At 57.7% G+C, this 22,636-nt stretch carries 23 protein-coding genes; 19 read left to right on the forward strand and 4 right to left on the reverse strand.

All coding sequences use genetic code 11. The features are described 5' to 3' along the window. Positions 1-20: 20 nt before the first annotated feature. The 9 genes from pdhA to ACO079_RS02725 are packed head-to-tail and all read left to right on the forward strand — an operon-like array spanning position 21 to position 6,505. Complete coding sequence (gene pdhA, locus ACO079_RS02685) at positions 21-1,055, forward strand: pyruvate dehydrogenase (acetyl-transferring) E1 component subunit alpha (protein ID WP_421791555.1); 1,035 nt, start codon at positions 21-23, stop codon at positions 1,053-1,055. Between the two features lie 3 nt (positions 1,056-1,058). Next, the gene (locus ACO079_RS02690; protein WP_421791556.1) at positions 1,059-1,898 is read left to right on the forward strand and encodes a CPBP family intramembrane glutamic endopeptidase; all 840 of its coding nucleotides are present in this window, start codon (positions 1,059-1,061) and stop codon (positions 1,896-1,898) included. Continuing rightward, positions 1,895-2,299: a nuclear transport factor 2 family protein gene (locus tag ACO079_RS02695; protein WP_421791557.1), complete on the forward strand. Its 405-nt coding sequence runs from the start codon at positions 1,895-1,897 to the stop codon at positions 2,297-2,299. The genes ACO079_RS02690 and ACO079_RS02695 overlap by 4 nt, the downstream gene beginning before the upstream one ends. Continuing rightward, entirely contained in the window at positions 2,299-2,700 is a 402-nt protein-coding gene (locus ACO079_RS02700; RefSeq protein ID WP_421791558.1) for an MAPEG family protein, read from the forward strand. Before ACO079_RS02695 ends, ACO079_RS02700 begins: the two co-directional genes overlap by 1 nt. Positions 2,701-2,703: 3 nt before the next feature. Further along, entirely contained in the window at positions 2,704-4,089 is a 1,386-nt protein-coding gene (locus ACO079_RS02705; RefSeq protein ID WP_421791559.1) for a pyruvate dehydrogenase complex E1 component subunit beta, read from the forward strand. After that, positions 4,089-4,496, forward strand: a complete 408-nt coding sequence (locus ACO079_RS02710) for a GFA family protein (RefSeq protein WP_421791560.1) — start codon at positions 4,089-4,091, stop codon at positions 4,494-4,496. The genes ACO079_RS02705 and ACO079_RS02710 overlap by 1 nt, the downstream gene beginning before the upstream one ends. Further along, positions 4,493-4,828: a hypothetical protein gene (locus ACO079_RS02715; RefSeq protein WP_421791561.1), complete on the forward strand. Its 336-nt coding sequence runs from the start codon at positions 4,493-4,495 to the stop codon at positions 4,826-4,828. The genes ACO079_RS02710 and ACO079_RS02715 overlap by 4 nt, the downstream gene beginning before the upstream one ends. Beyond that, positions 4,818-6,137 (forward strand): pyruvate dehydrogenase complex dihydrolipoamide acetyltransferase, encoded by a 1,320-nt coding sequence (locus tag ACO079_RS02720; RefSeq protein WP_421791562.1) that lies wholly within the window; start codon positions 4,818-4,820, stop codon positions 6,135-6,137. Before ACO079_RS02715 ends, ACO079_RS02720 begins: the two co-directional genes overlap by 11 nt. Continuing rightward, positions 6,137-6,505 carry a cupin domain-containing protein gene (locus tag ACO079_RS02725; protein WP_421791563.1) on the forward strand — a complete coding sequence of 123 codons (369 nt, stop codon included), beginning with the start codon at positions 6,137-6,139 and terminating at the stop codon, positions 6,503-6,505. Before ACO079_RS02720 ends, ACO079_RS02725 begins: the two co-directional genes overlap by 1 nt. Here ACO079_RS02725 and ACO079_RS02730 read toward each other — a convergent pair. After that, complete coding sequence (locus ACO079_RS02730; RefSeq protein ID WP_421791564.1) at positions 6,502-7,398, reverse strand: haloalkane dehalogenase; 897 nt, start codon at positions 7,396-7,398, stop codon at positions 6,502-6,504. The genes ACO079_RS02725 and ACO079_RS02730 overlap by 4 nt on opposite strands. Before the next feature lie 128 nt (positions 7,399-7,526). Here ACO079_RS02730 and lpdA point away from each other — a divergent pair, with 128 nt between their 5' ends. From lpdA to ACO079_RS02745, 3 genes are all read left to right on the forward strand, one after another. Next, a complete protein-coding gene (gene lpdA, locus ACO079_RS02735; protein WP_421791565.1) occupies positions 7,527-8,939 on the forward strand; it encodes a dihydrolipoyl dehydrogenase in 1,413 nt (470 codons plus the stop codon). 76 nt (positions 8,940-9,015) lie between these two features. Next, positions 9,016-9,690, forward strand: a complete 675-nt coding sequence (locus ACO079_RS02740) for a hypothetical protein (protein WP_421791566.1) — start codon at positions 9,016-9,018, stop codon at positions 9,688-9,690. A gap of 78 nt (positions 9,691-9,768) precedes the next feature. Then, entirely contained in the window at positions 9,769-10,500 is a 732-nt protein-coding gene (locus ACO079_RS02745; RefSeq protein ID WP_421791567.1) for a hypothetical protein, read from the forward strand. On the opposite strand, the gene ACO079_RS02750 is transcribed toward ACO079_RS02745, so the two are convergent. Next, positions 10,497-12,272, reverse strand: coding sequence for an AMP-binding protein (locus tag ACO079_RS02750; protein ID WP_421791568.1), 1,776 nt, complete (start codon positions 12,270-12,272; stop codon positions 10,497-10,499). The two genes, ACO079_RS02745 and ACO079_RS02750, sit on opposite strands and share 4 nt — an antisense overlap. A 248-nt stretch (positions 12,273-12,520) precedes the next feature. On the opposite strand from ACO079_RS02750, the gene ACO079_RS02755 reads away from it, so the two are divergent. The 4 genes from ACO079_RS02755 (at position 12,521) to ACO079_RS02770 (ending at position 16,230) form a co-directional block, all read left to right on the forward strand. Further along, positions 12,521-13,396, forward strand: a complete 876-nt coding sequence (locus ACO079_RS02755; protein ID WP_421791569.1) for a hypothetical protein — start codon at positions 12,521-12,523, stop codon at positions 13,394-13,396. Between the two features lie 48 nt (positions 13,397-13,444). Beyond that, complete coding sequence (locus ACO079_RS02760; protein WP_421791570.1) at positions 13,445-14,710, forward strand: hypothetical protein; 1,266 nt, start codon at positions 13,445-13,447, stop codon at positions 14,708-14,710. A 63-nt stretch (positions 14,711-14,773) separates the two neighbouring features. Beyond that, a complete protein-coding gene (gene lipA, locus ACO079_RS02765) occupies positions 14,774-15,736 on the forward strand; it encodes a lipoyl synthase (protein ID WP_421791571.1) in 963 nt (320 codons plus the stop codon). Further along, on the forward strand, positions 15,733-16,230 hold the full coding sequence (locus tag ACO079_RS02770; RefSeq protein WP_421791573.1) for a type II toxin-antitoxin system RatA family toxin: 498 nt from the start codon (positions 15,733-15,735) through the stop codon (positions 16,228-16,230). Before lipA ends, ACO079_RS02770 begins: the two co-directional genes overlap by 4 nt. Here the strand turns inward: ACO079_RS02770 and ACO079_RS02775 are convergent. Both ACO079_RS02775 and ACO079_RS02780 read right to left on the reverse strand, forming a co-directional pair. After that, on the reverse strand, positions 16,207-16,707 hold the full coding sequence (locus tag ACO079_RS02775; protein ID WP_421791574.1) for a CinA family protein: 501 nt from the start codon (positions 16,705-16,707) through the stop codon (positions 16,207-16,209). The genes ACO079_RS02770 and ACO079_RS02775 overlap by 24 nt on opposite strands. Next, positions 16,700-17,851: a bifunctional 2-C-methyl-D-erythritol 4-phosphate cytidylyltransferase/2-C-methyl-D-erythritol 2,4-cyclodiphosphate synthase gene (locus ACO079_RS02780; RefSeq protein ID WP_421791576.1), complete on the reverse strand. Its 1,152-nt coding sequence runs from the start codon at positions 17,849-17,851 to the stop codon at positions 16,700-16,702. The genes ACO079_RS02775 and ACO079_RS02780 overlap by 8 nt, the downstream gene beginning before the upstream one ends. Before the next feature lie 73 nt (positions 17,852-17,924). On the opposite strand from ACO079_RS02780, the gene dusB reads away from it, so the two are divergent. The 3 genes from dusB to ACO079_RS02795 all read left to right on the forward strand — a co-directional run bounded on the left by dusB (position 17,925) and on the right by ACO079_RS02795 (position 22,632). After that, positions 17,925-18,908, forward strand: coding sequence for a tRNA dihydrouridine synthase DusB (dusB, locus tag ACO079_RS02785; protein WP_421791578.1), 984 nt, complete (start codon positions 17,925-17,927; stop codon positions 18,906-18,908). Positions 18,909-18,972: 64 nt separating this feature from the next. Continuing rightward, positions 18,973-21,225, forward strand: a complete 2,253-nt coding sequence (locus tag ACO079_RS02790) for an ATP-binding protein (protein WP_421791580.1) — start codon at positions 18,973-18,975, stop codon at positions 21,223-21,225. A gap of 3 nt (positions 21,226-21,228) precedes the next feature. Next, positions 21,229-22,632, forward strand: a complete 1,404-nt coding sequence (locus ACO079_RS02795) for a sigma-54-dependent transcriptional regulator (RefSeq protein WP_421791581.1) — start codon at positions 21,229-21,231, stop codon at positions 22,630-22,632. The last annotated feature ends 4 nt before the right edge of the window (positions 22,633-22,636 follow it).

Genomic DNA, 22,636 nt, shown 5'->3' on the forward strand with positions numbered 1-22,636 from the left:
GTTAGTTCGTATACGAAAGAATGGCCGCAAGAAAAGTCGCAGACCGCACCACTGATACCGCCGCCAAAAAGAAGAAGGGACCGGCCGCCAAGGTCATCAAGTCCGACCTTCTGATGTATTACCGTGACATGCTGTTGATCCGCCGCTTCGAGGAGAAGGCAGGACAGCTTTACGGCATGGGTTTGATCGCCGGATTCTGCCACCTCTATATCGGTCAGGAAGCGGTGGTCGTAGGCGTTCAGGCGGCACTCGAAGAAGGCGATCAGGTGATCACCGGCTATCGCGATCACGGCCATATGTTAGCGACGGGTATGGACCCCAACGGCGTGATGGCCGAACTGACGGGCCGTGAAGGCGGCTATTCCAAGGGCAAGGGCGGCTCCATGCACATGTTCAGCCGCGAGAAGCAATTCTTCGGCGGCCATGGCATTGTGGGCGCGCAGGTTTCAATCGGAACCGGCCTCGCTTTTGCCGATCTTTACAAGGACAATGGTAAGGTCTGCGCCACCTATTTCGGTGATGGCGCAGCCAACCAGGGCCAGGTTTATGAGAGCTTCAACATGGCCAAGCTCTGGAACTTGCCGGTCATCTACATAATCGAGAACAATCAATATGCCATGGGCACGAGCGTTCAGCGGGCATCCTCTGAAACCCATCTGTATAAACGCGGTGCCTCTTTCGGCATTCCGGGAGAAGAAGTCGACGGGATGGACGTTATCGCCGTTCGCGAAGCCGCCGCCAAAGCGCGCAAGCACTGCGCGGACGGGAAGGGGCCTTTCATTCTGGAAATGAAGACCTACCGCTATCGCGGTCACTCCATGTCTGACCCGGCCAAGTACCGGACGCGCGAGGAAGTGGATGATATCCGCTCGCACCATGATCCGATTGAAGGCGCGAAAGAACGTATTCTGAAGGAAAAGTGGGCGACCGAAGACGAGCTCAAGGCGATGGATAAAGAGGTCAAAGCCATCGTCAATGAAAGTGCCGAATTCTCCAAAACCTCGCCTGAGCCGGATCCGTCCGAACTCTGGACCGATGTGTTGGTTGAGAGCTAAGGTTTGAGCACCGTCCTCCGCTTCTTCGCGATTTTTGTCGCACTGAACCTGATCGCAGAGCCCTTTGTGATCTGGTCAGGATTCTCTCGGGAGTCCGTGACCTTTATCATGTGGACCGTCGGCATTGCCGCCATTGTGGCCCTGAAATGGGAAGGTAAATCTCTTGGCGAACTTGGCTGGAAATGGGGCGCGGGCCGATATCACTGGATCGCCTTGGGACTGCCTATCGTCTATGGCACGCTGGCTTATGGTCTGGCAGGGGCAATGGGCTGGGCAAGCTTCGCAACGCCGGATCTTCAAGCAGCGTTCCGGGAAGGCGGTCCACTATCCAACTGGGACAGTGCACTGGCGCTTCTACCAACCGTAATCATCGTGTTCGCCGCTGGCGTGGTGAATGCCTATGCGCGGGCACTTGGCGAGGAAATCGGCTGGCGGGGTTTCCTGACACCGCGTTTGACCGAGGCATGGGGATTTGCACTGGCGACATTGGTAACAGGCGTTATCTGGGCCGTCTGGCATTTCCCCGGTCTCCTGTTCAGCGATTACAATTCTGGTGGCAACCAGCTCTGGGAGTTGCTTTCCTTCCTAATTATGGTCACGGCCTTGTCCGGGCCCATGGCCTGGCTGCGCCTTAAATCCGGATCGCTCTGGCCTGCAGCGACTTTTCATGCCGCACATAATGTGTTCATTCAGCGTGTCCTCGACGAGATGAGTGAGCGCGGTGATGGCAATATCACCATGGTCAGCGAGTTCGGAGTCGTCTTCGCGCTAGTGGTGGTCCTGGTTAGCGCCCCCTTCTGGTGGGCCGGGATCAAGAGCTTCAAGAAGGGAGCCATCACATGACCCCCGCCGATTTCCTTACCAAATGGCATGACGCCGTTCTTCAACGCGATGCGTCCTTGATGGACGAGATCATCGCAGAAGGATGTGAGCTGCATTCTCCGGTCGTCTGGAAGCCAACGACTGACAAGGCCTATCTCATCCATATCCTTCAAGGCGTGATCGATACGATTGATGGCTTCGCTTATCGTGAGGAATGGATAAAAGACAACGGGATCATCCTGGAATTCACCGGCACAGTAGACGGCAAGGGCCTGGTCGGAATCGACAAGATCACCCTGGGCAATGATGGCCGCATGACACGGCTGGAAGTTCTGATCCGCCCGATGAACACCTATATCGAATTTGCGACGCGCATGCGCGAACACGTCGCCAGATTTAGCCCTGAGAAGGAGGCTGTATAATGCCGTTGGAACTTTCCTACCTCGTTGCCTCGATCTTCGTTTACTTCCTGATGATCGTGGTTCAGGCCATCCTCTCCAACCTCGAAAACAATCCGGCCACAATGGCGGGCGCACGTGATGACGTTACCGATAAAGGCGTGATGCTGTGCCGGGCCCGCCGTGCAAATGCCAACATGGTCGAATCTCTGGTGATGTTCGTGCCCTTGGTGCTGGTAGCTTATGTCACTGACAATCTGAATGACACGACCCAATTGGGTGCGGGCTTGTTCCTGGCGGCCCGGATCGTCTACGCCCCGACCTACTGGTTTGGCATTCCCTGGCTGAGGACCCTTGTCTGGTTTGCCGGCTTTGTCGGGATCGCCATGATCGCCCTTCAAATCCTGCCCTTTTCCGGAGCCTGATTCATGCCGATTGAAGTTTTGATGCCGGCGCTCTCGCCGACCATGGAAGAGGGCAATCTCGCCAAATGGCTGGTAAAGGAAGGCGATACCGTCTCCTCCGGTGATGTCATTGCCGAGATTGAAACCGACAAGGCCACGATGGAAGTCGAAGCCGTCGAAGAAGGAGTGGTTGGCAAGCTGTTGGTGGAAGAAGGCAGTGAAGGCGTGAAGGTCAATCAGCCCATCGCCATCCTGCTGGAAGAGGGTGAGGATGCCAGCGCGGCTGAGGCCTCTCCAGCACCTTCATCTGAACCGGAGCCTGCGCCCGAGCCTGAAGAATCGCCGGCGCCTGCGTCAGAATCGGCCTCGGCAGCGCCCGCCAAGATCAGTGCCGCCCATGACCCGGAAGTCCCGTCCAACACCGACATGGTCCCCACCACGGTCCGCGATGCCCTGCGCGATGCCATGGCGGAAGAGATGCGCCGTGACGAGACCGTCTTCGTGATGGGTGAGGAAGTGGCTGAGTATCAGGGCGCTTATAAAGTTACGCGCAACCTCCTGCAGGAATTCGGTTCCAAACGCGTCGTGGATACACCGATTACCGAGCATGGCTTTGCCGGTCTAGGTGTGGGGGCGGCCTTTGGCGGTCTACGCCCGATCATTGAGTTCATGACCTTCAACTTCGCCATGCAGGCGATTGACCACATCATCAACTCGGCGGCCAAAACGCTGTACATGTCGGGCGGTCAGATGGGCTGCCCGATTGTGTTCCGCGGTCCCAATGGCGCGGCCAGCCGCGTGGGCGCCCAGCACAGCCAGGATTATTCCGCCTGGTATGCGAACGTGCCGGGCTTGAAAGTCATCGCGCCTTACGATTCAGCTGATGCGAAAGGCCTGCTGAAAGCCGCCATTCGCGATCCGAACCCGGTCGTGTTTCTGGAACATGAGCTGATCTATGGCGAAACCTTCGATGTCCCTGATGTCGAGGACTGGATCTTGCCCATTGGCAAGGCAAAAATCCGGCGTGAGGGCTCAGACGTTACCATTGTCGCGCATTCGCGCATGGTCGGCTTTGCGCTGGAAGCCGCTGAAGAACTAGCGGGTGAGGGGATTGATGCCGAGGTAATTGATCTCCGCACCCTGCGCCCGCTTGATACGGCGACCGTCATCGAAAGCGTGAAGAAAACCAATCGCATCGTCTGTGCGGAAGAAGGCTGGGGCCAGCATGGCGTGGGCGCGGAAATCGCCGCCGTGGTTATGGCCGAAGCCTTCGATTATCTCGACGCTCCGCCGACGCGCGTGCATCAGAAAGACGTGCCTCTGCCCTATGCCGGCAATCTGGAAGCCCTCTCCCTGCCGAATAAGGACGATGTCGTCCGTGCGGCGAAACAGGTGTGTTACGCGGAGTGATGACTTCACTCACCAAACCCCGCAGCGGTGGCTGCCATTGTGGCGCGGTGCGCTGGGAGGCGGATCTGCCCGATGAAGTCGTGGCGCTGTCGTGCAATTGTTCGATCTGCACCAAGACGGGTTTCATCCATGTGATCGTCGAGAAAGAAGACTTCCGGATCACCGCGGGCGAGGATCAGCTGACGGAATACACCTTCAACACCGGCGCGGCGAAGCATCTGTTTTGCAAGCAATGCGGCGTGAAAAGCTACTATCATCCGCGCTCTCATCCAGACGGGATTTCCCTTAATCTGCGTTGCTTCGATGCGGATCAGGGCATAGCCGGCCGCATTGAGGAATTTGACGGCGCGAACTGGGAAGCCAATGTTGCCGCTATCAACCCTGATCATCAGGACCAGCCCGCATGATGCTGTCACTCGCTCTTTCGCTCCTGGCCGGGCCTCAGCTGGAAGAGGTCGCGCTCGCCGATATCTGCGGCGATGATGCGGTCTGCTATGAAGCGGAATCCTATGCCCGCGGCCGTTTGCGCCAGACCTGGGAGAGCTTTTCACCATCGACCCGTGAATCGTGCTTGAGCCAACAGGAAGACATCGTCTCTTATCGGGCGCTGGAAGTCTGCCTGATTATCGAAGGTGTTCTAACGGCTCCACCCAAACGCCAACAGAACGCACTCCAACAGACCGAAGCGCGCATTGATCTGCGCCGTGTTTCTATCCAAGGATCGATCCATGCCGATTGAAGTCTTGATGCCCGCCCTGTCTCCCACAATGGAAGAAGGCACGCTCGCCAAATGGAACATCAAGGAGGGAGACACTGTCTCTTCCGGGGATGTGATCGCCGAGATCGAGACCGATAAGGCGACGATGGAAGTCGAGGCCGTCGATGAAGGCGTCGTTGGCAAAATCCTCGTTGAGGAAGGCGCCGAAGGCGTGAAGGTCAATGAGCTGATCGCGCTCTTGCTTGAGGAGGATGAAGACGCCTCCGCGCTGGACGGTTATTCTCCGGGGGCAAGTGAGTCCGCGCCAGCCGCACCGGCAGAGAAACCCGCTGAATCTGCGCCCGCACCGTCTCCTGAATCTCCGAAAGCCGCCCCGGCTTCGACGTCCGCCTCCGGCGATCGCATCAAAGCCTCGCCCCTGGCCAAGCGTCTGGCAGAACAGGCAGGCATTGACCTGTCCGGCGTCACGGGCACCGGCCCGAATGGCCGCATCGTTAAACGCGACATTGAGGGCTTTGATGGTGCGACGTCGGCATCGACGGCCTCAGCGATGGCGTCCGTTATGGCGGCGCCGGACACAGCATCTGCACCTGCGCCGGTTTCAACCGACGATCCGCTCCTGGCTTATGGCATTGCCTCAGATCGCTATGAGATCGAAAAAGCCGACAATATTACAAAGATTTCGGCCAAGCGCTTGTCAGACAGCTTCCGCGATGTGCCGCACTTCCCGCTGAATGTGGATTGCGAGCTGGATAAGCTGCTGGCCTTCCGCAAGGAGTTGAATGAGCGCGCGCCCGACGGCGTGAAAATCTCGGTCAATGATATTCTGATCAAGGCGTCCGGCCTGGCGCTGAAGCGCGTGCCTGAAGCGAATTCCAGCTGGATTGAAGATGGCCGCATTGCCCGTCATCTGCACGCTGATGTGTCGGTCGCGGTTGCGATTGAAGGCGGGCTGATCACGCCCATCATCAAGGATGCGGACGCCAAGGGTCTGGCTCAAATCTCCGCGGAGATGAAAGACCTCGCCACCCGCGCCCGCGATCGCAAGTTAAAGCCGGAAGAGTTTCAGGGCGGCACGTTCAGCCTGTCCAATCTGGGCATGTTCGGGATTAAGTCCTTTGCCTCTATCCTGAACCCGCCGCAGGGCATGATCCTGTCGGTTGGCGCTGGCGAAGAACGCCCGGTCGTGAAAGACGGCGCGCTGGCAAAGGCGACTGTAATGACGGTCACGCTGACCTGCGATCATCGCGTCGTTGATGGCGCAACGGGCGCACGTTGGATTGCAGCCTTCAAAGGCTTTGTCGAAGATCCGATGACGATGCTGATGTGATGACCAAAACGATCAACATCGCTGAGAAACACGCACAGTTTGATGCGCCCTGGTCGCCCAAACGGATCGCCAAGGTCGATGATTACGACATCAAGCTGGCGAAGGGCGAAGGCGAGTTTGATTGGCACAAGCATGATGAGGAAGACGAAATGTTCCTCGTCACAAAAGGCATTCTACGCATCGAGATTGAAGGCCAGGATGATGTTGTCCTGAAGGCCGGGGAGTTTTGCGTCATTCCCAAGGGCGTGCGTCATCACCCGGTCTGCGTTGAAGAACCGGTCCACATCATGCTGTTTGAAAAGGCCGGCGTCACCAATACGGGCGACAATCCGGACAGCGATTTGACGCAGGAACTGGTCGACCTCTAGAGCCCGAACTTCTCCAAGGCCGCCTTGGCAATCGGCTCGCCCCATTCCTGAACGAAATGGCCGCCATCCTCGATTTCCATCGGGTCCGGGCAGTTTTTGATCAGCTTTTGCATCGCTTTCATCGCGCCGGGCCCCAGAACCGGGTCCTGCATCCCAACGGCCATAAAGCTGTCACCCGACCATTTTTGGCTCCAGAACGCAGCGGCCTTCAAACTGGTTTGAACGCCTTCCATATCCGGCTTGATCGGTACCAGCGCCGGAAAGCGCCGTGCGCCGCCCATATAGGACGGGTCAGGGAAGGGGGCCTGATAGGCCGCCACCTCAGCCTCGTTTAAAATCGGCGTGGCGCGTTTCATGAGATCGCCCACATGAAATTCCGGATTGGTCGCGACATAATCTCGCCAGGCGATGAAGCCAGGGCCCGGATCGCGGCCCACACCTAGCCCGGTATTCATGATAATCAGCCGCGTGAACCGGTCGGCGTAATCCATGGGGATGGTGAGGCCTAGTAACCCGCCCCAATCCTGGCAGACCAGGCAAACATCTGTGAGGTCCATACGCTCGAAAAAGGCTTGCAGCGCGTTGCGATGGAAGTGGAAGGTATAGGTCTCGTCTTTCGCTGGCTTGTCTGATCGCCCAAAGCCAAAGAAATCCGGTGCTACAACGCGATAACCAGCGTCGAGAAAGACCGGCATCATCTTGCGATAGAGATAGGCCCAGCTGGGTTCACCATGCAGGCACAGGAAGACAGGCGCACCTTTCGGGCCTTCATCCACATAGTGCATGCGCAGGCCGTCATAGCCCGGCAGATCGTCGATATAGCGCGGCTCATAGGGCCAATCCGGCAAATTGGCGAAGCGGTCTTCCGGCGTTCTCAGGGCCTCAATCGTCATGGCAATCTCCCTCCATTCGGGCGCAGCATGGACCGGTCCATCCGGGATGCAAACCCGCCTTGCGCCAGAGCCATTGATTTTTGCGCAGCCAGCCGCCAAACCGGGTTCGGAATTGCGAGGAGCTCCCCATGGCGGACCAGTTTGATCTCATCATTATCGGCAGTGGCCCGGGCGGATATGTGACGGCGATCCGTGCCTCCCAGCTGGGCCTGAAAACCGCCATTGTCGAACGTGACAAGCTGGGCGGAATTTGCCTGAACTGGGGCTGTATTCCGACTAAGGCATTGCTGCGCACGTCTGAGATCTACCATCTGATGCACCGCGCTGATGAGTTCGGTTTGGCCGCAAAAGACATTTCTTTCGACATCAAGAAAGTTGTTGAGCGTTCCCGCAAAGTCTCAGGCCGTTTGTCTGGCGGCGTCGGCATGTTGATGAAGAAACACAAGATTACTGTGATTGAGGGCGAAGCCCGTCTGGAGAAGGGTACGGCCGCCCCCAAAGTCGTGGTGAAAGGCAAGGATAAAAAGGACACGGCCTTCACCGCCAAGCATGTCATTCTTGCTACCGGCGCCCGCGCCCGCACCATCCCGCAGGCGGGTCTGGAACCCGATGGCAAGCAGATCTGGTCCTATAGAGAAGCCATGGTGCCCGAAACCATGCCGAAATCCCTTCTGGTGATCGGTTCTGGCGCCATCGGGATCGAATTCGCCAGCTTCTATAAAACCATGGGCGCAGATGTGACGGTCGTGGAGATGATGGATCGCGTCCTACCGGTCGAGGACGAAGAAATCTCTGCCTTCGCGGCCAAGCAGTTCAAGAAACAGGGCATGAATCTGATCACCGGGGCGCAGGTCGAAAAACTCGAAAAGTCCGCCAAATCGGTCAAAGCCACCATCAAAACCAAAGATGGCAAAAGTCAGGTCATTGAAGTCGAGAAGGTTATTCTCGCCATCGGCATAACCGGGAATATCGAAAATATCGGCCTGGAAGCGCTCGGCGTGAGAACCGATCGGGGCCATGTTGTGATTGATGGATATGGCAAGACAAACGTCAAAGGCCTCTATGCGATTGGCGACGTTGCGGGTCCGCCCTGGCTGGCGCACAAGGCCAGCCATGAAGGCATTATCTGTGTTGAGAAGATCGCCGGGCAAAATCCGCACACCATGGATACGCGCAATATTCCGGGCTGCACCTATTGCCACCCGCAAGTGGCGTCTGTCGGTCTGACGGAAGCCAAGGCCAAAGAAGCCGGGCATCAAGTCAAGGTCGGACGTTTTCCCTTTGTGGGTAATGGCAAGGCCATCGCGCTTGGCGAAGATCAGGGCCTGATCAAGACCATCTTCGATGCCAAGACCGGTGAGTTGTTGGGCGCCCATATGGTGGGAGCTGAAGTCACCGAGCTGATCCAGGGTTTCATGGTCGGCAAAGTGCTTGAGACAACCGAGCAGGAACTCATGCACGCCATCTTCCCACACCCGACCTTGTCAGAAATGATGCATGAAAGCGTGCTCGATGCGTATGACCGCGTGCTGCACATCTAGACTGCATCCAAACCGGTATTGGCCTGCATCTCTCTAGTGAATGCCCGAATTGCGGGCCACTACAGGGAGCCAATCCATGAAAGCCATTCTTGCCTTGTCCGCAGCCGCTATCGCTTTGGCTGGCTGCAGCTATTCCAGCCACGGACCCGCCAGCAATCGTTCCATTGAGCGGGCCGGACTGGTCGCCAGCGGCGATGTCGATGCCACAGGCAGTGCCGAGTATGCCGGCATGTTTGTAGATGCCGGGGGCGATATCGAGCGCGACCTGTCCTTGTCGGGCGCCAATGTCGTGTCGGATGCCCGGGTTGGCGGCAATCTGAACATTGAAGGGGCCCGGATCCGCTTTACGGGTTCGGTTGAGGGCGACACCGAAGTTGCCGGCGCGACCATGATGCTCGATGGCCGGTTCGGTGGCCGTTTGGAAGTCCTGGGCGCGCGCGCCACGATCAAAGGTGATGTTCTGGGTCCATTGGACGCCATGGGTGCGCGGTTTAACCTTGAAGGACGGTTTGCCCAGCCGGTTGAAGTGTATGGAACGAATGGTGATAACCGCAGCGGCCGCGTTGTTATATCTGGCCGCTTAGAGCAGGGCGGGGTGATTTGCGCCTCACGCGTTGATTTCCGCCGCGGCGCCAGTGTCGACGGTGCATTGACCGTTATTGCCGAAGAACGCCCGGATTGGGAAGGTAACTTCGAATTTGAAGCGCTGGGTTATCGCAATTGCGAGGATATTTCCGATCGCCGTATCTAAGGCGGGTTGATCTTCTCACGAAAATCGCAACAGTGAGCGCCGGAAGGGGCTCTCTTGAACCTTGAAAGGGAGCTTGAAATGAAAACGATCTATCTCGTTGGTGCGTCTGTGGCGGTTCTCGCAACTGCGCCTGGTCTTGCCCAGAATCAGAACGTCTCCATGTCCGGAATCACCGTCGAGTATTCCGGCGAAGTTAGCGGTGACGGGTCTTTCTCCGGCGCGACCGTCGAGGTCAGCGGAAGCTTCACCGGCGATCTTGAAGTCTCAGGCGCTGCTGTTGAAGCCAGTGTCGAGGTCGGCGAAGACCTGCAGGCCAGCGGCGGTGCCGTAGAGCTTTCCGGAAGTGTGGCCCGCAATGCTGAAATCAGTGGCGGCGCTGTCGACATGAATCTGCAGATTGGTGGCCGCGCAGAGATTTCTGGCGGTGCCGTGGATGTTAGTTCGGACTCTGTCTTTGCAGGCGATGTCGAAATCAGTGCCGGTGCGCTTGATTTTAATGGTCATGCACAGTCCAGGCTCGAGATTGCGTTCGGCGCAATGGATTTCGATGGGCGTGCCGATCAAGCCGTCGACTTTCGCGGCAATTCAAACGAAGGTTGGTTCCGCCGCCGCGATCGCAGCGAGCTGGATATTTCCGGCGTTCTTGAAGCCGGTGGCGACGTGTGTGCCCACGAAGTGCGGTTCCTGAGTGGTGCCGAAGTCAACGGGCCGCTGACGGTGCATGCCGATGATGAACCCACCTATTATGACGGGTTCGATGCGTCGAACATTACCTTCGTAAATCGCGACGGCGAGCGCTGCCGGGACTAGTCCTCGCCCTTGGCGAGCTTATTCACAGCGACATAGTTGATCTTGCCAGTACCCAGAACGGGGATCTCGGAAACCGGGATTACCCGTTTCGGGATCGCAAGTTCGGCGATGCCGTGGCTGCGGGCAAAAGCGACCATGTCGCTGCGTTCCGCATTCGGATACTCGGTTACGATTGCGACCTGCTCGCCTTTCCGGGCGTCGGGCAAAGTGACGGCTGCATGAAGACAGTCCGGCCAGAGTGATGTGGCGATGTTTTCAACAACAGCCAGAGAGACCATTTCACCGCCAATCTTGGCAAACCGCTTTTCGCGGCCCTTGATCTGCACGCAGTCGTCTTCGTCAAAGGCGACGATATCGCCGGTATCGTGCCAACCGTCCGGTGGCGCATTAATGACCCCCGGATTGTCCGCATAGATATAGCCCTTCATGACATTCGGCCCCTTCACATGAAGGCGGCCGCCATCCTCAATGCCCTCGACAGGTTCAAGCCGCGCCTGCATGCCCGGGATAAGCCGGCCAACTGTGCCGGGCTTGTTGCGTTCAGGCTGATTCACAGCAATGACCGGCGCAGCCTCTGTGGCACCATAGCCTTCCAGCACCAACAGGTCGAACTCCCGCCGGACCATGGTCCGCGTTTCATCTTTTACGCGTTCAGCGCCGCAAACCACAAAACGCAGGGAGTCGAAGTCACCCTTGTCGGCGACACGGGCATATTGATTCAGGAAGGTGTCGGTTGCGAACAGAACTGTCGCCTTGGTCTTACGCACCCGCTCCATAATCGTCTTGCCCTGCAAGGGGCTGGGGTGAAGCACGGCAGGGATGCCTGCCAATAGCGGTAATAACAGCCCGCCCGTCAGGCCAAAGCTGTGGAAAGTTGGCAGTGAATTGAAGACGATGTCGCTGGGCAAAATATCAACATGCGAGCGGGCCTGTTCGACATTCGCGACCAGATTCATGTGGCTGAGTGCCACGCCCTTTGGATCTCCTTCAGTCCCTGAGGTGAACAGGATGACCGCGGTGTCTTCCGGTTTCGGCTGTGGCGCGACCAGCCAGGGCAAGAGGGGGCCAACAATGGCCCTGATCTTGTCGGTAAGGGAAATCTCCTCGCGGACGTCCTCAAGATAAATCATCTCATGGTCGTCTTTCAGCTGGGATTCCAGCTCTTCCAGGCCACCCAATTCAATAAACTTGTGTGCGGTCACGATCTTCGTCGCTTTAGACCCGCGGCAAGCCGCCTTGATGGCTTTCGGCCCGGCGGTGAAATTCAGCATCGCCGGTATGCGGCCATAGGTGTTGAGCGCAAAATAGGCGATGCCCGATCCTGCCCCGGTCGGCAGAAGCACAGCCACAGTTTCGCCGCGCTCTGTGCAGCGGCAAAGCGCGGAGCCCAGCGCGAATGAAGCCCGCAGGATTTCGGTGTAATCCAGCTTTCGTCCATCAGCATCGATGATAACGACCTGATCGCCGCCCGCCTGGGCTTTGGCGCGCATGAGCGCCTGCAAGACGGTCTTGCGAGCCCGGGAGAGCCGGAAGGGCTCACCCTCGATATGGGGCCAGGACGAGGGATCAACTGCGGGCGGATTATCTCCATCAGTCGTCAGATCCGGATCGTCGTCTGACGGCGAATCAGCCGCTAGATCGCTGGTTTCTTCCACGGTATCGGATTGGGACTCAGGCCTTATTGAGGCCGTATCGGCATCGGTTTCGACGGTTTCCGGTGCGGCTTCAGTTTCCAATACAGAGCCATCGTCCGCGTGTTTGCGGTCGGTCATGTGTCTCTCCCGTGGAGTGCGTCTACGCGCTTTTCCTTTAATTGACGCGGACGTTAGGCGTTTGCAAGCGGGCTGGAAAGTCCAAAATTCCGTTTACAACTGTCGGGTTATTCCATTCGGACTGCAAAAATTTATCGAAAAACGAAAAATCGCTTTCATATCGAATTTCGATATGATATGACTCTGTCATCGCTGGGGAGCGAACAAGACAGGCTTATGCCGGTCTCTCGAGTCTGGAGATTGCAGACATGAAAAGCTTGTTAGCCGTCGGCACCGCTGCGGGTGCGCTGGCCTTGGCCGCTTGCAGCAATAGCGCGAACGCGACCGTGAGTTACACATCCCATTCCGGTTCCGATGGCCGTCATGTGTTCGATCAGGACGGCGATGTCAGCCTGATGGGCAGCGACATGGATATTTCCGGGCGGATTGGCGGTGATTTATCGCTGATCGGATCGGATCTCACGATCTCGGCAGATGTTGATGGGGATATGTCCCTCGTCGGGTCTGACGTCGAATTTGACGGAAGCGTCGGCGGAGAGGCCAGCATTGCCGGTAGCGATGTGGATTGGCGGGGCGCAGCGGAACGCGACGTGGATATTGCCGGAAGTGATGTGAACTGGTCAGGTTCAACGGGCGGTTCGCTTTCGATTGCAGGCAGTGACGTGACAATTGCGGGCACTGTCGCCAGCGACCTGGATGTGGCCGGCAGTGATATCGTTATTGAATCTTCTAGCCGCATTGATGGCGACACCTCGCTCGCGGGCAGCGATCTTGAACTGTTTGGAACGCTTAATGGCGATGCCAGCCTCGCTGGAAGCAGCTTGCATCTGACAGGCGCGGTGAATGGCCGGCTGATCGCCAGCCTCTATCCTGGCAGCCGATGGGGCCGCCGCTGGGGCGGGGATAATAATGGCCTGGCGCGGATCGACGGTGCTGTCGGAGAGAGCAGTGCGATTTGTGCGCTCCGGGTGGAAATCGGTGAGAATGCCAATATCTCAGGCACCATGGCCGTTTTTGCTGACGAAGCGCCGGTTTACGATAATCGCCGGACTGAAGCCAACATCAGTTATGAAGCCCTCAACGGGCGCGAATGTAACGACGTTCTGGAACCATATGACCGCTAGATATCTTCCCCATTCAACCTTCTCGCCGGGGGGCGAACGGAGGACATAATGATCAATAAAACCCTCTTACTGGCCGCAGGTTTGACTTTGTCGCTGTCCGGCCTTGGTCACGCGCAAACGATCGGCGGCCATATCAATTTGCAAGGCATTGACCGCGATGGCGACCTGAAAGCCATCGCTGGATCCATTGAGGTGTCTGGCCGTGTGGGCGGAGATGTTGCCCTCGCCGGCGGCAATGTCCAGGCCGATCTCATCATTGGCGGGGATGCCCAGATTGCCGGCGGTAATGTCGAGGCCAGCGGTGATATCGGAGGTGATGCCGCCATGGCTGGCGGCTCGGTTCAGATCCGCATGGATATTGGTGACGACGCCGATTTTGCCGGTGGCTATGTCTCATACTCCGGCACGATAGGTGGCGATCTGGATGTCGCTGTCGGTGATTTTGAACTGACACCGGGGTCCGTAGTGACTGGCCGGGCCGCGATGACGGGACGTGAAATTGAGCTGGAGGGGCGCTTCCTTGAGACGCTCGATATCACGGCAGAGGAAGTAACGCTCGCGGGTCAATATGACGGCGATATCCGTATCGAAGCGCGCCGTTTGACCATCACGGATACGGCCGTAGTGAACGGTGCCATCGACTATACCGGGCCTAACCAGGCAGACATCTCAGGCGCAGCGCAGCTTGCGACCCCGATAAATTACACCTTCGGCGAGTTTGAGTTTGAATGGCAAGAGGATGCTGAGGAGCTGGAACGGATAGCCTCGCTGATCGAAGACGTCATTCCACCGGCCGAATTCTTTCTTGTCCTGATTGGTGGTTTTTCCTTCTTGCTTGGCTTGCTTGCCATGGCATTCATGCCCAATGGCGTCGGGCGTTTGTCCCGCAAGTTCCGCGAAAATGCGTTCGTGGCCCCGCTCATTGGATTGTTCATGCTGCCAATGGGGTGGTTGATCCTGATGGTAACCGGAACGATTTTGCTCGCCATAACAGTTGTCGGCGTGGCGCTTGTGCCGTTCTGGTGGCTGTTTGGGTTATTTGTCCTCTTGTTGGCTTTTCCGCTGGGTGCCATCGCAGTCGGTGATTTGATCTTCAATCGCACAAACCGGCCAAACCCCGGTTTTGGCCTTCGCTTATTGAGCCTGTTTGTAATCGTCATGCTGGCGAGCGCCTTGTGGGCCGTCGCTCCGCCACTGGGTCTGATTGCAGGACTTCTCCTTTCGTGGATTGGCCTTGGCGCCTGGGCTTTTGCCGCCTTCGGCAGCAAAGAACAGCCAGCACCGCCTGCCGCGCCGGAGACGGAAGCGGTCTAGGCCTGCGGCTAAATTGCGGGCAGCGCTTGAAGCTGCCCGCAACTAACGCCATGTTGCGCCGCAATGGCAAACCTGATCGATACCCTGTCAGAGGCACCCAAGCCTCGTCATCCGGAAAAGCAACACCGCCCGGATAATCCCGTCCAGCGGAAGCCGGACTGGATTCGGGTGCGGGCTCCGATCGGCAAGGACTATTCCGAGACGCGCAAGATCGTAAAAGACAATGATCTGGTCACGGTCTGTGAAGAGGCCGGTTGCCCCAATATTGGTGAATGCTGGGCCCAGAAACACGCCACATTCATGATCCTCGGCGACACCTGCACGCGGGCCTGTGCGTTTTGCAATGTGAAAACCGGCCTGCCGGGCGCCGTCGACCATGATGAAGCCAACCGGATTGCTGATGCCGTGGTCAAGATGGGCCTCGAGCATGTTGTGATCACATCGGTGGATCGCGATGATCTGAATGATGGCGGGGCGCAGCATTTTGTGGACGTCATCAACGCCATCCGCAACGCCTCACCAAAAACGACCATTGAAATTCTGACGCCGGATTTCCTGCGCAAGGACGGTGCAATCAACACCGTCATCGATGCCAGACCGGATGTGTTCAATCACAATCTGGAAACCGTACCGCGGCTCTATCTGAAAATCCGTCCGGGCGCGCGCTATTTCCATTCCCTGCGTCTGTTAGAGCAGGTCAAGGAACGGGATCCCTCCCAGTTCACGAAATCCGGGTTGATGGTCGGACTTGGCGAAACCAAGGAAGAGGTCATGCAGGTGATGGACGATATGCGGTCCGCCGGCATCGATTTTCTGACGATCGGACAATACCTGCAGCCGACCCGCAAACATGCGGCTGTCGACCGCTTCGTGGAGCCGAAAGAATTCAAAGCGTATGAGACCATCGCGCGGGCCAAAGGGTTTCTGATGGTGTCAGCAACGCCGCTGACCCGGTCCAGCTATCATGCGGGTGATGATTTCCGGCAGCTGCGGGCTGCGCGTGATCAGGCTCTGGCCGGGCGATGATCACCACACATTCTGAAACGCTTCGGGTGCGTCACGCCCCGGCTGATGTGTTCGAGCTGGTTGCAGGCGTTGAGCAATACCCGGATTTCATTCCTTACCTGACATCGCTTCGCGTATTGGAACGGGTTGGGGAGGGTGACCCCGGCATTTTTACGGCCGAAGCGATTGTCCGATACAAAGTTGCCAAGGAACGGTTCGTGACCCGCGTGGATGCCAATCGCGACGCACAGTCAATCCGGGTAGATTTGGTCGAAGGCCCGTTCAAGGTTCTGGAAAATGACTGGCGCCTTACCGCCCTTGACGATGGTTCAACGCGGATCGACTTCCAGCTTCGGTTCCAGTTTTCAAATATGGTTCTGGGGATGCTTTTGCGCGCGAATAAAGAGCGCGCGGTCCGCGTTCTCGTAAACCGCTTTGCGGCAGAAGCCGGCCGCCGTTACGAAAAAACCGGTGAGTGGGATTTCGGTGATCTAAGAACGATCCACACCGAGTAATAAAAGCTCCAACGCCTCACGCACCGCCGATTGCCGCACAGTATCGCGGCCGATATCGCCATAATTCTGTTCACGCGTGACAAGCGCCCCTGAGCGGGTTGCAAGCCCGAACCAGACCAGGCCGGCGGGTTTGTGTTCGCTGCCTCCAGGTCCGGCAATACCGGTCACCGACACGGCAACATCTCCGTGTGCGCGGGAGAGGGCACCCTGGGCCATCTCTCTCGCTACGGCTTCTGAAACGGCGCCATGATCGGCAAGACTGGCACCGGAAACGCTCAACTCATCCATCTTCGCAGCATTGGAATAAGTGATATAGCCTCGATCAAAGGTTTCTGATGATCCGGGTACACGGGTGATCGCCCCGCCAATCAGCCCGCCGGTGCAGCTTTCGGCCACGACCAGCCGGAGTGATTTCTCTGTTCCTTGCTTCACAAGTTGAATTGCAAGCGCTGAAATTTCTGCCTCGAGATCATTCATCGATCTGCACCGTTACGATGGCCTGAGCGGCCAATCCTTCGCCTCGCCCAGTATAGCCCAGGCCTTCAGTGGTTGTCGCTTTTACATTTACCCGAGCAGTCGGAAGTCCCATCAGTTCGGCGATTATCTGTTTCATGGCATCGCGATGCGGCCCGATTTTCGGGCGCTCGCATATGAGTGTGACATCGGCATGGAGCGGGCGGGCGCCACGTCGCCTGGCCAGTTCAACGGCGTGAGCCAGAAATCTGGACGACGGAGCATCTTTCCATTGCGGGTCAGAGGGCGGGAAGTGTTGGCCGATATCGCCAGCGCAAATCGCTCCCAGCAAGGCATCCGTGAGGGCATGCAATCCGGCATCGGCGTCGGAGTGGCCGATCAGCCGCAACGGGCAGGCAATAAAGACCCCACACAGCCAGACACCTTCACCTTCGGCCAGCCGGTGGACATCAAATCCCTGGCCTGAGACCGTGAGCGCGGCCGTGCTGTTGTCCGGCATTTGAAAGTCCTCAGCAAAGGTCAGCTTAGAATTTCCCGGATCGCCCGGAATGACCGCCACATCGACCCCATGGGCCAGTGCCAGGCTGGCTTCATCCGGCGCGGGTGCATCCTCTGATGCATGTTTGAAGGCCTCCCTGATCACGCCAAAACGGAAGGCCTGAGGCGTCTGTGCCCGCACCAGCTGCTCACGATTGACGGGCGCAACCAGACAGTCTTCTGCTACTTCAAACGTGGCATCGGTTTGAGGTAATCCTGGAATAACAGCGGAATGCGTATCCAGCGATAAGAGCAATTGGTCGATCAGGTCCGTTGAAAGATAGGGCCGTGCGCCATCATGGATCAAAATCCGCTCAATCGGACGGGAGGCCAGTGCCTCTATCCCGTTCCTCACTGACTTCGATCGTGTGTTTCCACCAAAACAATAGCTCAGACCGTCCTGATCGAAATGATCCTTGAAATAGGCTTCATCGTCTTCGTGAATGACGACGAGAATATCGTCGACGAGCGGATGTGAGCGAAAAACATAAAGCGTATGCGCCAGTACCGGCTTGCCGTTCAAATCCCGGAATTGTTTTGGCAATCCGCCACCTGCCCGCATTCCGCGTCCGGCAGCAACAATCAGGGCAGCGGTTCTCGGCGAGGACACGGGGGGAATCGGCTCCAGCTTGCGGACTATCTACCTTCTCTATAGGTTCCGCCCGCTTCAGAGACCAGTCAGAGTGCTGTCAGTGATACAAATTGGTCCACACCAGATTGATGCCCGTGCCATGCTGGCTCCCATGTCCGGCGTGACGGATTTGCCTTTTCGCCAACAGGCGCGCGCTTTCGGGGCCCGATTGGTGGTCAGCGAGATGGTTGCGAGTGAAGAACTGGTCACCGGTGGCAAGCAAGCATGGGAAAAAGCCGCCCTGGATGATGGCGCGGGGTTAAAAATTCTTCAGCTGGCGGGTCGTGAGGCCCGCTGGATGTTCGAAGCCGCAGGGATCGCCGAAGGCGAGGGCGCGGATATCATTGATATCAATATGGGCTGCCCCGCAAAGAAGGTGACCAACGGCCTGTCAGGTTCCGCATTGATGCGCGACCTGGATCATGCGCAGGCATTGATCGAGGCGACTTTGTCAGCGGTCAAAGTTCCGGTGACGCTGAAAATGCGGCTGGGTTGGGATCATGACAGCCTGAATGCAGCGGAACTAGCCCAACGCGCCGAAAGAGCGGGCATTGCGATGGTCACGGTGCATGGCAGGACGCGGCAACAATTCTACAAGGGACAGGCGGATTGGACGATGGTCGGCGAGGTCAAGTCGGCTGTTTCCATTCCGGTCGCCGTCAATGGCGATATCCTGGACGAGGTGACCGCGCGCCACGCCTTAGCGCAATCCGAGGCGGATCTCGTCATGATTGGCCGCGCTGCCGAAGGGCGGCCCTGGCTCATAGCAAACGTCCACAATGCCCTGACGGGAAAGCGGCAGGTGATTTCATTCCAGGAAAAGTTGACGGGGTTGAAACAGCAGTTTGAGGCGTCTCTCGGGTTTTACGGCGATCATGTCGGTGTCCGGATGATGCGAAAGCATTTTGCCGCTTTCGTAAGCTCCGAATTACCCGGACAGCCCGACATGCGCCTGGTGTTGTGTCGTGAAACAGACCCGCGCACAATCGGCACCCTGCTGGACACAATGTCTTTCGGTTCCCGCGCCGCCGCCTGAACTCTGTGGCGATTACGACACAAGCATGTTGATTTAACGCAACATCTCGGGGAAACTGCTGGGAATGTCGGCAGAAGCCCTCGAACACGACACGGTCATCAAGCCGCAAAAGCGGGCCGTTCCCAACGGCCTCATCCTGCTTTTATGGGCAGGCGTAACTGTCGCAACGGCCATCATCGCGTTTGCCGCAATCGTATTGATCTTCGGTGATGATCAGACCTTTCCCGGTCGCCGCAATCTGATTGCACTTTTATCCGCCAATCTCGTCATACTCCTGGGCTTGGGGGGGATCGTTGGCTATCGTGTGGCAATCAGGTTTTCCGGCCGCCGCTTCGGCGAGCCTGCTCCGCGGCTTCATTTGCGCTTTATTGCGATGTTCTCGCTTGCCGCTGCAGCGCCTGCCATCCTGATGGCGCTTTTTCTGGGCGGGGTGCTGACGCGCGGCGTCGAATACTGGTTTGGTGAAAGGGTCAACACGGTTGTCGAATCTGCAGCCGATACGGCGCGAGCGATTGTAGAGCAGCAGGCCGATGCGGCGCTGGAAGAGATTCAGCTGATGGCGTTTGACCTGAGTCAGGCAGATCCTGTCGCAGCATTCACAGATAACACAGAGACTTACACAAGTTACTTCAGGCGTCAGGTGATTATCCGCGGATTCCGTTCAGCCTATCTGGTTGACGGCAATGGGGTCCAGCTGGCGAGCGCAGAGAACACGAATGCGCCCGCCTTTATTGTTCCATCCGACGCCCTGTACGCTCTGGCGCGGGGCGGCGATCTGGGGGTTTCTGATCCGGACCAGTTGACGGGAGACGAACCGGCGCTTCGCGCGCTCCTGCTTTTGCCCGCCTACGAAGATGCGTTTCTTTATGTCACGCTGGATATCGATCTCAGCCTGTTGCAGCGGGCTCAAGCGGCACTTGATGATTATCGCTCTGCCACAGAAAGCGAGGCCGAATCCCGCCTGGTCTTTATTCTTCTGTATATCCAGACAGCGTTGTTGATCCTGCTTGGGGCAATCTGGCTGGCGCTGTCTGCGGCGACACGTGTCGTAAGGCCGGTTTCCAGCCTTGTGACAGCCGCTGAAGAAGTGCGCAGCGGCAATCTCGATGTTCGGGTTGAAGTCAAGCGCGAGGATGACGAGATCGCTACGTTGGGCCGCGCATTCAATCGTATGACGCGCCAGTTGCGCGGGCAGAGGCGGGAATTGCTATTGGCAAATTCTCAATCTGAAAAGCGCCGGGCCTTCACAGAGGCAGTCTTGTCCGGTGTCAGCGCGGGCGTAATCGGTCTTGATGATCAGGACCGGATTACCCTTGTAAATCGACCTGCCTGCGATCTTCTGGGTCGAGAGCAGGATCAGTTGGTCGGCCAGGAGCTGGCGGCTGCATCGCCGGAACTGGAAAGCGTCGCCATTCAAGCCCGCCAGCGTCCGGGAGAAATCGCGGAATCACAGGTCGAGCTTTCAGAAGATGAGGAACGGCCCATCAGTTTGAACGTCCGCGCGGGCCTTGATCCGGATGCAGGTCTGATCATCACCTTTGACGATGTCAGCCGCTTGGTTGCTGCGCAAAGGAGCGCGGCCTGGCGCGATGTCGCGCGCCGCATTGCGCATGAAATCAAGAATCCGCTGACACCGATCCAGCTGTCAGCCGAACGCTTGCAGCGGCGGTACCGCAAGACCATCAACGCGGATGATCTGCCAACTTTTGACCGCTGTGTTGAAACGATTGTCCGGCAGGTTGGCGATATCGGACGAATGGTTGATGAGTTCTCGTCCTTCGCCCGGATGCCGCAGCCCAAGATCGAATCCGTCGGCCTGTCTGAGATGATCCGCAATGTGGTTTTCGCCCAACGCGTTGCCAGCCCGTCGATCGAAATCGACTTCAAACCACCTTCCGAAGACGTTCTGGCTCAATGCGATGAGCGGCTCGCATCGCAGGCTTTGACGAATATCGTCAAGAATGCCTCAGAAAGCGTCATCGCCCGGATGGATGCGGATGCCGGGAAAGGGCCGTCCGGCCGTATCGAATTGGCACTCGTAAACCGGGATGATTTTGCCACCATCACTATAGCGGACAACGGGCTGGGCTGGCCTCAGGTCAATCGCGAACGTCTGACAGAGCCCTATATGACGACACGGGAAAAAGGGACCGGCCTGGGTCTGGCAATTGTGAAACGCGTCATGGAAGACCATGGCGGACGGCTGGAACTGGATCAGCCCGATGAGGGTCCGGGTGCCATTGTCCGGCTCCGCTTTCCGATTGCGGGCGAAACTGGCCCCGAATTCGCTTCTAACCCCGAAACTGCGCAGGCGTGAGACATGGCCAACGACATTCTCATTGTTGATGATGAAGAAGACATCCGGGACCTCATTGCAGGTCTGCTCGAAGATGAGGGCTATCAAGCTCGGGAGGCAGGCAATGCTGATGATGCCTTAGCCGCCTTGCGAACCCGAAAGCCATCGCTTGTGATTCTCGATGTCTGGCTGCAGGGCAGCCGGCTGGATGGCATCGAGTTGCTGGGCGAAATGAAGAAAGTCGATCCCGAGCTTCCGGTGATTGTGATATCCGGGCACGGCACCATTGAAACAGCGGTCGCCGCGATCCGTAAGGGCGCCTATGACTTCATCGAGAAGCCCTTTAAGAGCGACAAGCTGATCTTGACGATAGAACGGGCGATGGAAGCCAGCCAGCTCCGGCGCGAAAACGCAGAACTGAAGGCGCGGGGCGCGGGAGAAACCGAGCTGATTGGCAAATCCGGTGCTGTCTCTCAGCTGCGCCAACTTATTGAGCGGGTCGGTCCGACAAATAGCCGCGTCTTGATTTCGGGCCCCGCGGGCTGCGGCAAAGAAGTGGTGGCTCGCCTGATTCATGCCCGCTCACCACGCGCCAAAGCCCCGTTTGTTGCTGTCAACGCGGCAGGAATGGAGCCTGACCGCGTCGAAGAGGAACTGTTTGGAGCGGAAAACGACCAGGGGCTGGTCACACAAGTCGGGCTGCTCGAACGCGCGCATGGCGGCACGCTTTTCTTTGATGAGATCGGCGACATGCCCGTCGCTACACAAAACAAGCTTCTTCGCATGCTGGTCGATTCAAGCTTCCGCCGGATTGGCGGCGGTGAAGATGTCCGCATCAATGTGCGGGTCGTATCATCGTCCTCACGAAATCTGCGGGAACACATTTCCTCGGGGCTATTCCGGGAAGACCTATATCATCGCCTGGCTGTCGTGCCGGTTGAGGTTCCCGGCCTTTCGGAACGCCGCGAGGACATACCCCTGCTGGTCGAACACTTCCTCAACCGCATTACCAGCGCGTCCGGTTTGTCCCGCAGGCAGATCGGTGAAGATGCCATGGCGGCACTGCAGGCGCATGACTGGCCCGGTAATGTCCGGCAGCTGCGTAATAATGTTGAGCGATTGCTTATTCTTGCATCGGGCAGTGAAGACGGTCCGATCACTCTGGATTCGCTACCCTCCGAAGTGGCCGGCCGCGAGACCGACGAAAGCGGCTTTGACGCAGAGCGCATGATTGCCTTACCGCTTCGCGAGGCACGTGAAAAATTTGAACGCGAGTACCTGAAATCCCAGATAAATCGATTTGGCGGGAATATTTCCCGCACGGCGGCTTTCATCGGGATGGAACGCTCTGCCTTGCATCGCAAGCTCAAATCATTAGGGGTAAATACCTCTGAAGCCCGTTCGGACGGCGAGCTGGCCGAGGAATAAGGAA

This window comes from Hyphobacterium sp. (assembly GCF_965228115.1).
Taxonomy (GTDB): domain Bacteria; phylum Pseudomonadota; class Alphaproteobacteria; order Caulobacterales; family Maricaulaceae; genus Hyphobacterium.